Consider the following 17751-nt stretch of genomic DNA (forward strand, 5'->3'; position numbering starts at 1 on the left):
AGATGCTTTTACAATTAAATATTAAGAACTTTGCATTAATTCAAGAATTATCTATAGATTTTGAAGAAGGTTTTAATGTTTTATCTGGAGAAACTGGAGCAGGAAAATCTATATTAATAGATGCAATTAATTATGTTTTGGGTGGAAAGTTTAATAAAAACTTAATTAGAGCTGGTGAAGAAAAGACTATAGTAGAAGCAATTTTTGCTATTGATAATGAAAAAACTAAAAATATTCTAGATATGCTAGATATAGATTATGATGATGTAATAGTTTTAACTAGAGAAAGTTTTAATACAGGAAAATCTATTGCAAAGGTAAATAATAAGACTTTAATACTATCAAAGATAAAATTAATTAGCGAAGTGTTGCTAGATATTCATGGTCAACATGAAAATCAAAATTTATTAGATAATAACAATCATATAAACTATGTAGATGCCTTTGGTAGTGATAAAATAGAAGATTTATTAAAGTCTTACAAGGAAAACTATGATAAGTTATCCTCAATTGAGAAAAAGATTTCTGATTTAAGAGGTAATAATAATCAGAGGGAAAAAAATATGGATTTTATTAAATTTCAAATTGATGAAATAAATAATATAAATCCTAAATTAGGAGAAGATGAAGAATTAGAAGAAAGATTTTCACTTTTATCCAATGCTGAAAAAATAGAAAAAAGTTTATTATCCTCTTATAATTTATTAAAAAATAATCTAGAAGAAGGATTTTCTGTAATCGATGGTTTATCACATGTTATTAGGGAACTAAGAACTATAGAAAATCATAAGACTGAGATTAAAAATATATCTAATGCTTTAGAGGAATGTTATTATTTGATAGAGCAAAATACAGATGAAATTAGAACTTTAAAAGATAGTATTTATTATGATGAGAAAGAATTAGAATTTGTAAATTCTAGAATGTATCAACTAGGAGTTTGCAAGAAAAAATATGGAGAAACTATTGCTGATATATTAAATTATAAATCTGATTTAGAGCAAAGATTTGATGAATTATTTAATAGTGGTGAAATTATTGAAAAGCTAGAAAAAGAAAAAGTGCAATTAGTAGATATAATGCAAAAGCAAGCTCTAAACATTCATCATATGAGAGTTGAAATTAGTGAGCAATTAGAAAAAAATATAAAAAAAGAGCTTGATTACATAGGACTTGATAAAAGCACCTTTAAAATAGAGATAATACACACTACAGAATTATCAAGTAATGGAAGTGATAAGGTGCAGTTTAATATTTCTACGAACCCAGGTCAACCGCTTCAACCTTTAGAAGAGATTGTATCTGGTGGAGAGCTGTCTAGAATTATGTTAGCACTTAAAACAGTATTTGTAGATAAGGATGAAATTCCTACTGTAATATTCGATGAAATAGATACAGGAATAAGTGGAAGAATAGCTCAAAGAGTTGGAGAAAAAATGTACTTAATTTCTAAGAATCATCAGGTTTTTTGTGTAACTCATTTACCTCAAATTGCTAGTATGGCAGATTATAATTATTTAATTACAAAAGAATCATTGGAAAATACTACTTATACCAATGTTGTAAAAATGAGTAAAGAAGATAAAAAATATGAAATTGCAAGAATGATAGGTGGTAGTGAAGTTACTAAATTAACTTTGGATAATTCAGAAGAAATGATTGAGATGGCAAATATTTTAAAGAGAAATATAATATAATATACATAATATAAAAAAGAAATGGCAAAATAAAACTATGAATTAATTTTGAATTAATTCATAGTTTTTTATTACAATTAACAGAATAAATAAATTAATAAAATTTAAAAAAATAATAAATAATGGTAGTTGTGGTAAAAAATAATTTTTAATTATTAACTTAAAACATTAGCACTTATTAAAACTTTTTAACATATATAGAATTAAAAATTAATAATATACAATTAATAAGATATTAAATTAAGTCTAAAATTTTCTAATATATAAGCTCCTACCTTTTCATAGTAATCGAAAGATAAGTATTCATTAAAGATCTTTTTCTTAACCTTTCTAAATAATAGTAATATCATATTAATTTTAACTTTTAAAGAAATATCCTCTCAACATAATAAGTATTAAAACAGGGCAATTTAAGAGTACAGACTTGAAAAGGAGGTATAGCATTATGAAGAGACGTAATGGTTTATGGTGCTTTTTTACATCAATTTTCTTATCTCTAACTATAAGCAATTATAGTTCTTTTAATGAATATATTTTTCATAATACATTAAAAGAAGAAAATAGGCATATAGAAGCATCCTATATTAAGGATCATGACCTAAATAATATACGAAGTGGCAACATTAATGATTTTAGTAATAACGATATATTATTAACTCAAAGCACATATGCTAAAACTTCCGAAATAAAACTATATCCGGGAGGTAAGCCTATAGGAATAAAACTTAATACTAAAGGTGCTTTAATAATTGCTCTGTCTGACATTGAAACAAAAGACGGAATTGTTAGCCCTGCAACAAAAGCGGGAATACAAATTGGAGATAGTATAATAAAAATAAATGGAGTAGATATAAAGAGTTCCGAAGATGTATCTACCTATGTAAACAGATGTAATGGTGATGAGATTACTATTACAGTTTATAGAAAAGATAAAACTTTAGATATAGCAGTGAAACCTGTTTTAAGTGCAAATGATAATAAATATAAAATTGGACTTTGGGTAAGAGATTCAACTGCTGGTGTTGGTACATTAACTTTTTATGATAATAACACAGGAAAATTTGGAGCATTAGGACACCCAATAACGGATGTTGATACAGGCAACATAATGAATATATCAAATGGAGAAGTAGTTTCTTCTAATATCGTATCAGTAAGAAAAGGAACAAAAGGAAATCCAGGAGAACTTAGAGGAATATTCGTTGATGAAGAAAAGTGTCTTGGAAATATCTACAACAATACTGAATGTGGAGTGTTTGGAGAAGGAAATATTGGTCTAGTAAACAATAGTTATTCTGATCCATTACCTGTAGCATCTAGAGATGAGATAAGAATAGGTAAAGCGCAAATATTAACTACAGTGGAGGGAAGCGAACCAAGATTTTATGATATAGAAATTGAAAAACTTTTACCTCAAAAGGAACCAGGATCGAAAAGTATGATTATAAGAATAACAGATAAAGAATTTTTAGAGAAAACAGGTGGCATAGTACAGGGTATGAGCGGAAGTCCTATAATACAAAATGGAAAAATAATCGGTGCTGTTACTCATGTTTTAATTAATAAACCAGACACTGGATATGGAATTTATATAGATTGGATGCTAAATGATGCGGGGATTTTAACAAAATAGGTAGATTTTATGTATAAAAAATAATAAAATGTATAAGAGTAGTATTATTTTATACATTTTATTATTTTTAGCAATTTTTCACATTTTTATTTTTTTATGATTTTTTAAGAAGGAATTGTTTTAGTTTTGTCGAAATTATAAATTGTTAGTATATGGCAATTTATAGAAAAAGGGGAGTATAATAATATGGAACAAACTAGTATCAGTGTACTTATAGCAGATGATAATAAGGAATTTTGTAATATTCTTAATGATTATTTATTGAGCCAAAGAGATATAAATGTTGTTGCGATTGCAAAGGATGGTATAGAAGCTTTAAAACTAATACAGGAAAAGAAACCTGAATTAGTTGTTTTAGATATAATTATGCCACATTTAGATGGACTTGGAGTACTTGAAAAATTAAATAGTATGAATTTAGATCCTATGCCAAGAATAATTGTTCTATCTGCAGTAGGACAAGATAAAATTACTCAAAGAGCGATAACACTGGGAGCAGACTATTATGTAGTGAAACCATTTGATATGGATGTATTTACAAAAAGAATTAGACAAATGTTTAATAATACAATAACTAGTGATGATACTAAAAAACCAGTAATAGTAGATACACCAGAAGTAAAAGCTACGCAAAATGAACCTATGAATTTAGAGGCGGAAATTACTAATATAATTCATGAAATAGGTGTTCCTGCGCACATTAAAGGATATATGTATTTAAGAGAGGCTATTACATTAGTTGTAAATGATATTGAATTTTTATCTGCAGTTACTAAGGAATTATATCCAACTATAGCTAAGAAATATAATACTACTGCTAGCAGAGTTGAACGGGCAATAAGACATGCAATAGAAGTAGCTTGGAGTAGAGGCCAAGTAGATACCATAAATAAATTATTTGGATATACTATTCATAATGATAAAGGTAAACCTACAAATTCAGAATTTATTGCAATGGTTGCAGATAAGTTAAGACTAAAAAATAGGGTGGGATAACACAGCGATATCAAGGGTTTACGGCTGGTTCGCTTTTTATGAAAAAATTAAATTTGTGAAATAGGTGTATTAATTTCTAAAAATAATTCAATAGACTTTCTTCGTTTATAGGATAAATGGAGGAGGTCTATTTTGATGAAAAATATTAACTTTTTAATTGACGAATTCATGATTTATTGTGAATCAAAAAACCTATCTAAAAAAAACTATGATGAGTTATGAACAAACTTTAAGATTATTTTCTAAGTATTTAGAAGAGGAATTACAAATAACAGATGTAACAAAAGTAACTGAAAAAATATTGCGAGAATACATTAATTATATTAAAGACAGAGGAAAATATACAATTACAATAAATGAAAGTACTTTAAAAATTAATACTCCACATAGAAGAAAAGATTATAATAAAAAAATTTCTATAACAACTGTAAATAACTATATTAGGAATATAAAAGTATTTTTTAATTTTTTAAAAGAACAAAATTATATAAAAAAAGATATAGTAAAGAATATCAAACCTTTTAAAAACCAAAGAAAAGTAAAAGATTTTGTAACTGATGAGCAATTTGCTAATTTACTAAGACATATAGATACAACAAAATTTCATGAGTATCGTGACTATATTTGTATTCAAATTCTTTTAGATACTGGAATGCGGGTTGGAGAATGTTTAGAAATCAAAGTAGAAGATATAGATTTAAATTATAGAAGTATTTTGCTTCCAGCAGAAAATACAAAAGGAAAAAGGGATAGATATGTTTATTTTAGTCAAATAATGCATAGAGAATTAAGAAGATGGTTGCAATATAAAGATAGATATATAGAAAGTGAGTATTTATTTTGTACTAGTAAAGGAAGTCCTGTACTTATTAGAACTTTTGAAAAGAAATTAAAGGAATATGGGAAGAGAATTAGAATAGATATACATCCTCATCAATTGCGTAATAATTTTGCAAAAAGATTTTTAATGGCAGGAGGCTCTATTCATACATTATCTCAAATTTTAGGACATTCTAGCATAAAAGTGACTGAATCAGCCTACTTAGATTTAACGGATGCAGATATAAGAAAATCATATCAACAATTCAGTCCTCTCACTAATATGAGAGGAGGTAATAAATAATGACAAACTATACAATAATCCAAAATGATACAATTACCTCCAATTTGAGTGACGGTGCTTTTAGATTGTACTGCTTATTACAAAGCATGTGCTATAACAAAGATTACTGTTTCCCTAGTCAAAGCTATTTAGCAAAGAAATTAAATAATAAATCCGTAAGAACAATTCAACGTTATTTACAAGAGTTATATAATGCCAAACTTATCCAAAAACGTCGTAGAGGGTCTATAAGCAATGTCTATACAATCTTAGGTAAGAAGATATTACAACAGGTAGATAAAGCTGTAAGCAAGGCTAAAAACGCCTATAAAAGCTATAAGAACAAATATAAGAAAGAAAAAGTTTCTTCTTTTAATGATTACGAGCAAACACAATATAATTTTAATAATCTAGAAGCTGTATTATTGGGAGAAATAGAATATGATCCTGATGCTTTATTAGCCAAAGACTAGGATTAATAAGAAAGTAAAAGCAAAAAGCACCTGCAGAGTTAGTGGCTCTACAAGTGCAGCAATTAAATAATTCAATCTAAATTATAAGCTTATTTATATTGTATCAGATTTTTCAAAAAATATAAATAGATAAGCTTATTTGTCATATGAAAAATTAATATTAATTTATATTAAATAGTATTAAAGAATATATTATATAGTGTGTAGTATATTGTTTAATACTATTTTTTATCGTGATAATAGAAAATACAAAGTTGTCCACAGGTTAATTTCTAATTTATGCAAGTAATTTTAAATAAAAATAAAATAATGTCGCATAAGAATGGACAAGTTAGCAGCAATAGATAAGACAGAGCAGTAACACAAAGAAATACAAGAGAAGAATTAATTATATTTAATATAGTTATTAAGCTTTTAAAACGTGTTGCTATGAGCTACGCGTTGATTGTGTTAATAATTACTGTTACCACAATTGGCAACGCAGATTTAAAATCCGCTAACGTTTCAAATGTTAAGACTATAAATGTATTGCACTAACGTGCAACATTCTAAAAACATTTCACTTTTTTATTTGGGGTACAGCCTTGCACCCTAGTTTCCCACGTATGTAAGAATATTTTTGTAAGAACTTTTAGGGTCGAAGTGTCGACACCGATATATATTGCTTTAAACAATGGATGTTATATTCTATCACTAGTTTACTTGGTAAGGATGTAACTGACAAAGAAGACAAGGGGTGAACAAAATGGACATCCCTTGTTTGCTGGTAAGGGTGATAAAGGTGTAGGTGAAATACCGACACCTGAAGGAAAACAAGAGATACAATAAAGAAACATGTAGAAGATGAAGACAAGGGGATAGCGAAATGCGACACCATGTTGATAAAGACGATAAAGCTGAAATCCCAATTTGGGACTACGGCAGAAGAATCCAAGAGCAACAATTATAATGAGGATGCCTCAATTCAAGGCGCCCTTACCTGCAGTCGCGATTTGCGACACCAGCTTCCCAAATTGGGAACATGCTAAAATATAAAATTAACTAACACAGAAAGTGATAGTGAGATAAGAGTGTCGACGAGAAAGGCACAAGAAAGACACGTTGATTTAAATAATAAATAACATAATTGATAAAAGAAGCTTTGGGGACAAGATGTTGTCCTGCTCTGAGATACTAGAAAAGCATATCTGAATTATTCAGATATGCAGCAATCAATTTAGTGTTGGTAAATTAGAAAACTTTCAATATAGGGATTATTCCATTAGTAAGAAATATGAATACTTTGTTAGAGTATTCAAAGAAGAAGCTTTCGAAGATAGCGACATTGAAATTGCGGAATGTAATCTAAAACATTCTACTTTAGCACCAGTAACTAATTTAGAAGATTTTCTTGCACTTAAAAGTAATTTAAACAGTGTGCCACGAAAAGATATAAGCTTAAATATACAAAGCACTAAGCAGCACTACACAGGTAGAGAATTACCAGTAGTAGATTACACCACATTTAAAGATAACACATACACATTTACTTTCTATTTAAAAGAGGAAGAAGTAGAAAAGTTTATAGATATATACCACTTAAAACAAGTTATTTTATATAGGGATAAATGGTTTAAAATATACGGTCAAATAGATGGATTAAGTATAGAAAATACTGATTTAAACGGATACACCGTAAAGTTTAGTATAACCGAAACAGATTATACTGAAGAAGTGGAGGTTTAAATGTTAGATTTAGCGACTAATGGATACACAAAGGAAGATGTAGTAAGACAACTGCATTATGCTACAGGTTCAAGGGAAATAAAATATACTATAGAGCTTTTAAATAAACATGATATTAAAATCGGAGAATTAGAAGCAGAGCCGACAGGTAGTATACATTTTGACTCTTTAGCAGAAATAAAAAGAACTGCTAATTTGGTTATAAAGGAAAACTTATTTAAAGATATAAACTGGTTGAATGATAGAATTCGACCAGTTTTAAATTTACGAATGAAAGATGGTGGATGGGCTAAATGGAATATGGGAGTGTTTCTTATATCATCACCTACTCGAAAAGAAAGCGGGGCAAATATATTAAGAGACTTAGAATTATACGACAAGTCTCTAATTTTAAAAGAAGATAAATTTTCAAGTAGATATTTAGTACCTAAAGGAACAAATTACATTGAAGCAATAATAAACATTATAAATAACGCAGGAATAAGCAAAGTAGATATTAAACCTTCAAATTCAATTGTAGATGTGGACAAAGAATATGAAATAAGTACAAATAAATTAGAAGTTATTAATTCTTTGTTAAAAGAAATAAATTACACTAGCTTATGGGTGGATGAAGCTGGTGTTTTTCGAGCGGATAAATATTTAATCCCAAGCGAAAGAGAAGCAGATTACACTTATAGAGATAATCAGCTAAGTGTAATTGAGAATGGAGGAATAGAGGAATTAGACTTATTTTCCGTCGCTAACAAATGGGTTGTAGTCGCAAGTAATCCGGAAAAAGAACCATTAATATCTAAGTATGAAAATGTATCTGTTACCTCACCAATATCTATACCAAATAGAGGGCGGACTATAGTAGATTATAGGACTGTTGATGATATAGCTGACCAAATTACCCTAGATGCTTTTACAAAAAGAATTGCGTATGAGGCTAGCCAAATTTATGGAGAATTTCGCTTTAATACTGCTATAATGCCACATCATAGTCATGCGGATTTACTATTCATAGATCATAAGAATATGGGGATAAACTCGAAGTTTACAGAAGTGAGTTGGCGGATAAATATCGGAAACGGCAATATGGAGCATACGTGCAGAAAGGTAGTTTATATATGAGTGAAGTAATTAGAATAGAAGAATTAATAGGACACAAAGATAAAACAAATGATTATAAACTAGGGAAAATAGATAGTAACTATGCAAGTGGCAGACCTAAAATAATTTTTGATGGCGAAGATATAGCAAGTTTAAAAGGATATAATTATATCTCTAGCTATACACCAAAAGCAGGGGATAGAGTACTATTACAGAAAGTTGCAGGAACTTATATTATTTTGGGAAAGATTATGTAGAAATCGGGTGAAAAGAAGAAGTAGACTGTAACAGATCTTTTTTATTTAATTTTCTTTTGTTTTAAATTTTATACAACAGCTGTACAATAATTGCGATGCGAAAGTTCATCATAATGGATGGCACAATAGCCAAAGAGATTGTTGGTAGTATGTATAAAAATTACATTTTTGATTTTAGATTGACAAATTTTCATATATCGTCTATACTGTATAAATGATGCAAATATTAGTAAAGAAGGGTTTAAGAGGTTAGAACAGATATTAATTTTGAAGAATATGAGAATTTAATTGGGAAACTAAGTAATCTAAAAGTAAGAGAATGGTATATTTACCATGATAAAAACATTGTTAATAAAATAGATAAATCATTAGCAATAAAAGAGCAAGCTATAGAGGCTCATTTATTAAGAAACAAATATAGAATGCAAGCTAGAAAATTAATGAAAGATAGAAAGTTAGCAGCATATTTAGATATTAATAATTCTAATTTACCATTTGAGTATTATGAAAATAAATATTCAAAGCAAGGATACACTGGTAATTTACTTTATAGAAAAATATTAGAAGCTTCAAACAGAACAAATAAAGAAGTAAATAAACAATTAGGAATAATGTAATAAGAACTAGAAGATACTTAATAATGTGTCTTTTTTAGTTTGCAATAGTGAGTATCTATAGATATGAGTACTTACAAATGGCTATAAATAAAGGGCTATCAGTATAAATTGATAAAATTGTAAATAGATAATTTTTGCAACACAATTAAATAAATTTTAAAGGCAAGATATTAGGGCATATAGCCTTTTTATTTTGCCTATTTTTATAATAAATATATTAAAATAGTTTACATAAGTACAATTATGTATGTATGAATTTAAAGTAAACTAAAACAAGAGGTGAGAATATGGAACAAGAAATAGTAAAAGTAGCAATTAGTCAGGGGTTAGGATACGCATTATTTGTATTCTTATTAATTTATGTTCTTAAAACTACACAAGAAAGAGAAAATAGATTAAATGCTACCATAGATAAAAATCAATCAATAATACAGGATTTAGCAACAAAATTAAATGTAATTGAGGATGTAAAAAAAGACGTACAAGATATAAAAAATAAAATTAATTAGGATGTGATAAACTTGAAAATTGCTATAGATTGTGGTCATACACTTGGTGGTGCTGACTATGGAGCAGTAGGAGTAAAAGCAGAATCTGTATTAACAAGAGAAGTAGGGACTAGAGTTATAAGTAAATTAAAAGCATTAGGTCATACTGTTATAAACTGCACTATAGATAATTGCAATAACTTAGGTAAAAGTTTAGCTTATAGGGTGAATAAAGCTAATACTAATAATGTAGATTTATTTATAAGTATACATTTTAATTGTTTTAACGGACAGGCACATGGAACAGAAGTATTTACATGGGGCGGTGAACAATTCCAAGAAGCTACTAGGGTATTAAATAATTTAGTAGGATTTGGTTATGCCAATAGAGGAATTAAAGATGGCAGTAATTTATATGTGATAAGAAATACAAGAGCTAGATCAATGTTAATAGAATGTTGTTTTTGTGATAATAGAGAGGATATGAATAAATATGATGCAGAAAAAATGGCTAATGCAATTGTAGAAGGAATTACAGACACAGCTATGCCTAACAATGGTAATTGGTATTCTTTAGATAGAAAGCTAGGTATTGTTACTGCCAAAGATGGTTTAAATGTAAGACAGAGTAAATCTACTAATAGCAAAATATTAGGTGTTTTACAATATGGAGAAAAGGTAAGATTATACAGAAAAGAAGGGGAGTGGATACACATTTACTATCCTAATCATGGTGGATATGTACATGGTGATTATATAGAAGTGCTGTAATTTTAAAATTAAATAGTATGCTTTTAGAAATATTTATTACTAGTTTATGGAATATGTGGATATATATTTGGTATAATATATTGAAATACTCTTAGGATTAATCCTTTATTGTGATAAATGGTATGTAAATCAAGGAGGAATAATAATGGGCGAAAAAATGGTTTATTTATTGGTAGGATTTATAACATTTTTTATAGTAGAGTTTTTGGCCACAAATGTGGGCTCAGCACTTGGGGCTGGTGTTCATGAGGCAGGTATTATAGTTACTGCAATTTCAATATTATGTGCAATAATAGTAGTATGTACATTTATAATTGTTGATGAAATAAAAAAACATGCTAATACGAAATAAAACGATATTAATGTACTTTATAAGGTAGTTCTTAACTTATGTTAGGAGCTACCTCTTTTTTTTTATTTGTCTAAATGATGTACTTGTAATAATCATGGAAGATATTACGCTTATATTATAATAAATTCTTTGAAATTCACAGAAATTATTAAGCATCTTTTACATTTTTGGAAAATTATATATAATTATGTCGAAAACTGTACAAGCTGTAAAATATATTATATTATAAAAGAAAATAAACCACTGAGAACGCTAAATCACCAATGGTTTATAAAATGATATGTATTTCTAAATTTATTATCTTCATTATATAGTAATCTGTTTAGAAGTACAATAATATAATTGTATATTTTGGAGGTAAAGATGGGACAAAGAAAAGTTTATTATTACACAATATCAATAAAGGAAGTATGTTCAGATAATGATGTTTTAAGAGAATTAAAAAATATATTTAATAATATATTTGATAATTATTGCGTTGAACATAAGGAAAGTGATATAAAAACTTTAGCTTTATGTAATAAAGAAGTAATGTTGGACATAATATATGAAGATAATACTTATCTATTTGGAAGAGTGGGAAAAGAGACTGAACATTATAATGTGGTAAAAAGAAATAAAAGCACTCTTCAGTGCAAATATGCGATTGATGGTGATGACGCAAAGAATACTTATTTGGAAATATGCACTCATTTCTTATTAGACTATACTAATGGAATAGTTGGGTTTATTTTTGGAAAATCTGCACCAAGTGTTCACTCTTTAATTAATATAGTTAATGAATATGATCAAAACTATATAATGAATATAGAAAATATTGCAAGCGAAGATTCAATAAAATCTTTATTAAAACCTGGAGCAACATTGGGAAAAATAAAATATGTATATAGGTTACCAAATGTTGAGATATTAGAACATTTGGGATTAAGCAAATCACAAATAGGAGCGTTATTGGATACCAACATAATGGAAGCTGAATTAATTCTAAAAAATACAAGAAAATTAATTACAAACGATGGGAAAGTTATTAATAATATATTTACAGCTTTTTCTAAGTTGCCACAAACAATTAAAGATACTATAAAATTTTATGGTAAAACACCGAATTCATCATCAAAAGATTATAGATTTGACTATCAGGAAATATCTTTTTCTGTTGATATTGATGAATATAGAAGTGAAGCAGGTAAAAAAATCAAATTAGAACCAGATGAGGTAGCTGAAAAAGTACTTCATAAGCTACGTAGTTTATATAAAGAACATAAAATGGATATAATGAGATTTGCAGGATTAGATTATTAGGAGAGGGTGTTAAATGAAAAAAAGATATAAGGTTATATTATATTCTACAATAACATTTTTTATAATATATTTTCTTGTGAAAAAATCAATAATAGATTTAAATATATTACATGAAAATCATATTAATTTTATTACGATTAATTCAGTATTTGCAGGTTTTTTATTTACCTCTTTAGGAATAATGTTAAGTTTAGCATTTAATGAGGCGTTAATAAAATTAGAAAGAACAACAATAATGGATTCTATATATGTAAATATTATTTTAGGAATATTATTCAGCATATCATCTATAATAATATCAATATCAAACTTATTACTTGATTTTACTAATGTTAAATTAGTAGTCATACAAGAAGTTTTTAAATATTTTATGCCTACTTTAGAATTGACATTATTGTTATTGACAATATTTCAATTTGTTTTATCAGTTAATAATACTAGGTTTGTCATTAGAATTGTTAGAAATAATATAAGGAAAAAATTTCCAGATAAAGAAAGTATGAAAAAAACTTTAGATAAAATAAAATAATATTTAGATTAATATGGAAATCTATAAATATTATTTTAATGTACTGTGTAAATTGAGTCTTAACATATTGATGTTATAACAAAAGGGTTATTAGGAATTGTATCTAGTAATCCTTTTTTTATTTTAAATATATTAATATGTACTGTTTTCGTTGGAAGAGTATTGTTCCTGCAATCGCAGGAGAGTAATTTATATTTTATTAGTATATATGAATGTGATTTTACTATTAAATATATAAATATTCTTTATCCACATTTGTGGATGCTATAAAATAAAGTGTCGAATAAAACTATATATAATATGTAGGAATTTCTTAAATATATTTGATTCTTTTAAATAATAGACGTATAATATGCGTATAAAGTAATTTAAAATAGCCCTATAAATGAATGAAAAATTTATTGGTGTGTATTTTTAGAAATTTACAAATAATATAAAGGTTTAAAGTTAGCAAACCGTTGGTATTGCTCAAGTAGATACCATAAATAAATTATTTGGATATACTATTCATAATGATAAAGGTAAACCTACAAATTCGGAATTTATTGCAATGGTTGCAGATAAGTTAAGATTAAAAAATAGGGTGGGATAATACAATATAATAGATCGACATTACTAAAATTAGAAAAATTGTATATATAAAAATGTCATGGCTATAGATCAACTGATATATTTTATTAAGTTGATTAAAAGGATATATTTCACGAAAACCTCTTATTGGTTGATATATAAATTTCAACTAATAAGAGGTTTCCTTTTTTGCTTAAATTAATGGGAAATAATTCAAACTCAGGAAATACTCTAAAAAATTATGTAATAAGATTCACAATTGAACAAAATTTTAGAATTATATAAAGAAAGTTGATTATTAAAGTAAAAATAAAAATACCTTAGATATAGGAATATGAGTCAATCTAATAAGTATTTTATGGAATTTGAAATATCCATTAGAGAAGATAATAAGTTTACAATGGAAGCTATACTTAAGGACATGATCAAAAATACAAAAGAAATGACTAAAATAAGCAATAAACTATCTAATTAGAGAAATAATTATTTTATTTTTTTACTTAAAGTCTTCTTTTAAAAAATATCTAATTTGATTTAGATATTTTTTATTTGTCATTGATTTTTCTATGGAAAGTATTATATAATAAAGTCAATAAACTGGAAGTTTTAGGCTAATTAATAAGTAGACTTTAAAGATATATTCAGTAATTTAAATATAGTAAGTTTGAACTAGAAATAAATTTATTTATTAGCCTATGTATATCATTAAATATTACATAGGTTTGAACTTTTTAGGAGGTATTTTATGAAACTTTATGAGAAAACCATTAATAAAGAATATATATATAAAGGAAAAATCTTAAATTTAAAAATAGAAGATGTAGAACTTCCTGACGGCAAGACTAGTAAAAGAGAAATTATAGAACATCCTGGAGCAGTGGCTATACTAGCTTTTAAAGATAAAGATACTTTAATATTAGTAGAACAATTTAGAAAACCATTAAATATGTCAATATTAGAAATACCAGCGGGTAAATTAGAAATTGGAGAAAATCCAGAATTATGTGCTGTTAGAGAATTAGAAGAAGAAACAGGATATAAGTCAAAAGAATTGGAGTATTTAGGGAAAATAGCAACTACACCAGGCTTTAGTAATGAGTATATTCACATATTTAAAGCCATAAATCTATATGAAGGAAATATAGGTGGAGATGAAGATGAGTTTATAAATCTCCATGAATATAAAATAGAAAAAATAAAAGAGATGATTAAGAATGGAGAAATAATTGACGGTAAGACTATCGCTGCATTAAGCTTCTTATAATTATTTTAATGGCATATAACTTTATCTTAATACATAAATATTAATTAACTTTATGTAGTTAAGGAGGAGTTAGAATGTCTTTAAGAACTTTATCAGAAGGAATTAATAGACAATTAGATGAGGATTTAATCTTATATTTCATTGCAATACTTTGTCTTTGTATAGGTATTGTTCTAGGTATATATGGAGTTAAGAAGCTAACAGCTGTAGAAAAAGATTCAATTGTAAACTATATAACAGTAATATCTGATAGTTATTCAATAAAAAGTACAAGCTATAAATCAATATTCTTTCAAGGTGTAAAAAATAATATATTTATCATCTTTGCATATTGGGGATTAGGACTAACAGCTATAGGTATTCCAATAATACTAATCTTAAACATTTTTAAAGGATTTACAATAGGTTTTACTTTTAGCTTTTTTATATCAAAATTAAGTAATAAAGGGGCCTTATTATCATTTTTCGGAGTTCTTCCACAAAATTTTATTTATGTTCCATGTATTATCTTTGCATCAGTTTTAGGAATTAAATATTCTTTTTCTAAAATTAAGAACAAAGTTTACTATAAAAATATAAATTTAAAATCAAATACTTTAAATTATTCAATCACTCTTTTATTTTGTGGATTAGTTACTTTCATAGGCATACTTTTTGAAACTTTTATAAGTCCTTTTCTAATCAAGTTAATGTTATAAATATAGGGGTATCATTTTATGAGTAAAGAATTAAGGGATTTTCTGATATTATACCTTAGAACTTTAATCATCATAATTTTTATGGGGATAATATTACCAAATATATTAGATTATACACTTCATTTGATAACTAAGGGTTCAACAATATATGAAAATAGTATTTTAGTTTGTAAATCTATTGATAAACAACGTGAGCTGTTATATAATTACATTCATATCTTTAAACTTTTTATAAATTTTTAGATTTTATGGAGTTTTATATGAATGAATTATTAAAAAAATATATTGAGCATTTACAGTTTAAAAATTTATCTTACAATACAATTGATGCATATAAAAGAGATTTAACCAATTTCATTGATTTTTTAAAGAGTAGAGATGAAGAGCTAAATACTATAGCTACTGATGTAATCATTCTTTATGCACAAAAGTTACAAAAGGAAGGTAAAGCTAATACTTCAGTTATTCGTAATATTATTTCAATAAGAAATTTTTATAAATACCTACTTATAAATAAAATAGTAGATGAAGACCCAACTTTAGCTTATGAACTTCCTAAAAATAAAAAAGAAATACCTAAAATTCTAACAGTAGAAGAAGTAGATAAGTTTTTATTACAACCAGATTTATCTACTGCTAAAGGTATAAGAGATAAAGCTATGTTAGAGGTTATGTATGCTACTGGGATAAAAGTGAGTGAATTATTAAGCTTAACAATCTATGATATAAATTTAAAACTTCTTTATATTAAGATTAGGAGCAAAGATGGAGATGAACGAATAATTCCTTTAGGAAGAACAGCATGTAAATATCTTAGCGAATATTTAGAAGTACGTGATCAATTTAATAAATATAACTTTGATTTACTATTTTTAAATATTAAAGGTAATAAGATGAGTAGACAAGGTTTTTGGAAGATAATTAAATATTACTCTAAAGAAGCAAATATAAATAAATATATGAATTCTTATACTTTGAGACATTCCTTTGCAGTTCATTTATTACAAAATGGTGCAGATATTAAATCTGTTCAGGAGTTATTAGGTCATAATAATATGAGTGCTACCCAAATTTACTCATTTATTTCTAGAAAAAATAAGATTGAAGAGATTTATAGAAAATCTCATCCTAGAGCATAGTAATATTGATAAACTGAAAGGAGTTAGGATTAGATGACAAAAAAAGTTGTACTTATAGTACTAGATAGTGTTGGTATAGGAGAGCTTCCTGATGCAAAGGAATATGGTGATGAAGGAAGCAATACCTTAGGTAATATAGCCAAATCTATAAATAAACTTTCATTACCTAACATGGAGAAATTAGGATTAGGACATATAGATGAAATAAAGAATATAAAAACTTGTAATAATGTGGAAGGTGTTTACGGTAGATGCATGGAACTTTCCAAAGGTAAAGATACAATTACAGGGCATTGGGAATTAAGCGGTGTTGTATTAGAAAAACCATTGAAAACTTACCCTAAAGGCTTTCCTAAAGATATTATAGAAGAATTTGAAAGTAGAATTGGAAGAAAAGTGTTAGGAAATAAAGTTGCTTCAGGTACAGCAATTATTGAGGAACTTGGAGAAGAGCATATTCAAACAGGATACCCTATAGTTTATACTTCAGCAGATAGTGTGTTTCAAATTGCAGCCNNATTGCAGCACATGAAGAAATAATTCCATTACAAGAGCTTTATAATATGTGTAAAATTGCAAGAGAAATGCTTGTAGATGATAAAATGGTGGGAAGAGTTATAGCAAGACCATTTTTAGGAAATAAAAAAGGCGAATTTAAAAGAACTTCTAATAGACACGATTATGCATTAGACCCATTTGATAAAACCATTCTAGACTATATTAAAGAAAATAACAAAAGTGTAATGGCTGTAGGTAAAATAGAGGATATATTTAATAAAAGAGGTGTTACACATTCAGTTCATATAAAAGATAATATGGACGGTGTAGATAAAACTATAGATTATATGAAAACTGAGGATTGTGGGTTAATATTCACAAATCTAGTTGATTTTGATATGAAATACGGTCATAGAAATGATGTAGAAGGTTATGCTGAGGCATTAATGGAGTTTGATAATAGATTACCAGAAATACTAGCAAGCTTAGGCGAAGATGATGTGCTTATAATAACAGCTGACCATGGATGTGATCCTACTACTGAG

At 26.9% G+C, this 17751-nt stretch carries 16 protein-coding genes and 3 pseudogenes; all 19 read left to right on the top strand.

Going from position 1 to position 17751, the window contains the following annotated elements; translation table 11 throughout:
- Positions 1-2 precede the first annotated feature (2 nt).
- Complete coding sequence (gene recN / locus B3603_RS06360) at positions 3-1697, top strand: DNA repair protein RecN (protein WP_291562112.1); 1695 nt, start codon at positions 3-5, stop codon at positions 1695-1697.
- Between the two features lie 445 nt (positions 1698-2142).
- Positions 2143-3330 (top strand): SpoIVB peptidase, encoded by a 1188-nt coding sequence (gene spoIVB / locus B3603_RS06365; RefSeq protein ID WP_291562114.1) that lies wholly within the window; start codon positions 2143-2145, stop codon positions 3328-3330.
- Between the two features lie 186 nt (positions 3331-3516).
- The gene (gene spo0A / locus B3603_RS06370) at positions 3517-4326 is read left to right on the top strand and encodes a sporulation transcription factor Spo0A (RefSeq protein ID WP_080618951.1); all 810 of its coding nucleotides are present in this window, start codon (positions 3517-3519) and stop codon (positions 4324-4326) included.
- A 135-nt stretch (positions 4327-4461) separates the two neighbouring features.
- Positions 4462-5449, top strand: a pseudogene (locus B3603_RS06375) (tyrosine-type recombinase/integrase).
- On the top strand, positions 5449-5901 hold the full coding sequence (locus tag B3603_RS06380; protein WP_291562120.1) for a helix-turn-helix domain-containing protein: 453 nt from the start codon (positions 5449-5451) through the stop codon (positions 5899-5901). The pseudogene B3603_RS06375 and the gene B3603_RS06380 overlap by 1 nt, the downstream one beginning before the upstream one ends.
- Positions 5902-7317: 1416 nt before the next feature.
- Positions 7318-7626, top strand: a complete 309-nt coding sequence (locus B3603_RS06385; protein ID WP_291562122.1) for a hypothetical protein — start codon at positions 7318-7320, stop codon at positions 7624-7626.
- Positions 7627-8742, top strand: a complete 1116-nt coding sequence (locus tag B3603_RS06390) for a hypothetical protein (RefSeq protein WP_291562124.1) — start codon at positions 7627-7629, stop codon at positions 8740-8742.
- On the top strand, positions 8739-8978 hold the full coding sequence (locus B3603_RS06395; protein ID WP_291562126.1) for a hypothetical protein: 240 nt from the start codon (positions 8739-8741) through the stop codon (positions 8976-8978). The genes B3603_RS06390 and B3603_RS06395 overlap by 4 nt, the downstream gene beginning before the upstream one ends.
- A gap of 422 nt (positions 8979-9400) precedes the next feature.
- Positions 9401-9595, top strand: a complete 195-nt coding sequence (locus B3603_RS06400) for a hypothetical protein (protein ID WP_291562128.1) — start codon at positions 9401-9403, stop codon at positions 9593-9595.
- Between the two features lie 287 nt (positions 9596-9882).
- A complete protein-coding gene (locus B3603_RS06405) occupies positions 9883-10104 on the top strand; it encodes a BhlA/UviB family holin-like peptide (protein WP_291562131.1) in 222 nt (73 codons plus the stop codon).
- 12 nt (positions 10105-10116) lie between these two features.
- A complete protein-coding gene (locus B3603_RS06410; protein WP_291562133.1) occupies positions 10117-10854 on the top strand; it encodes an N-acetylmuramoyl-L-alanine amidase in 738 nt (245 codons plus the stop codon).
- A 145-nt stretch (positions 10855-10999) separates the two neighbouring features.
- Positions 11000-11206, top strand: a complete 207-nt coding sequence (locus B3603_RS06415; RefSeq protein ID WP_291562136.1) for a hypothetical protein — start codon at positions 11000-11002, stop codon at positions 11204-11206.
- A gap of 363 nt (positions 11207-11569) precedes the next feature.
- A complete protein-coding gene (locus B3603_RS06420) occupies positions 11570-12508 on the top strand; it encodes a hypothetical protein (RefSeq protein WP_291562139.1) in 939 nt (312 codons plus the stop codon).
- A gap of 13 nt (positions 12509-12521) precedes the next feature.
- Complete coding sequence (locus tag B3603_RS06425) at positions 12522-13037, top strand: hypothetical protein (protein ID WP_291562142.1); 516 nt, start codon at positions 12522-12524, stop codon at positions 13035-13037.
- A gap of 469 nt (positions 13038-13506) precedes the next feature.
- Positions 13507-13629, top strand: a pseudogene (locus B3603_RS06430) (sporulation initiation factor Spo0A C-terminal domain-containing protein); the annotation flags it as partial.
- A 723-nt stretch (positions 13630-14352) separates the two neighbouring features.
- Positions 14353-14871 carry an NUDIX hydrolase gene (locus tag B3603_RS06435; protein ID WP_291562145.1) on the top strand — a complete coding sequence of 173 codons (519 nt, stop codon included), beginning with the start codon at positions 14353-14355 and terminating at the stop codon, positions 14869-14871.
- A 74-nt stretch (positions 14872-14945) separates the two neighbouring features.
- The gene (gene spoIIM, locus B3603_RS06440) at positions 14946-15569 is read left to right on the top strand and encodes a stage II sporulation protein M (RefSeq protein WP_291562148.1); all 624 of its coding nucleotides are present in this window, start codon (positions 14946-14948) and stop codon (positions 15567-15569) included.
- 260 nt (positions 15570-15829) lie between these two features.
- The gene (xerD, locus tag B3603_RS06445; RefSeq protein ID WP_291562151.1) at positions 15830-16708 is read left to right on the top strand and encodes a site-specific tyrosine recombinase XerD; all 879 of its coding nucleotides are present in this window, start codon (positions 15830-15832) and stop codon (positions 16706-16708) included.
- Positions 16709-16741: 33 nt separating this feature from the next.
- A pseudogene (locus B3603_RS06450) lies at positions 16742-17751 on the top strand (phosphopentomutase); the annotation flags it as partial.

Origin of the sequence: Clostridium sp. UBA2485 (assembly GCF_002341865.1) — a bacterium.
In the GTDB taxonomy this organism is placed as follows: Bacteria; Bacillota; Clostridia; order Clostridiales; family Clostridiaceae; genus Clostridium_J.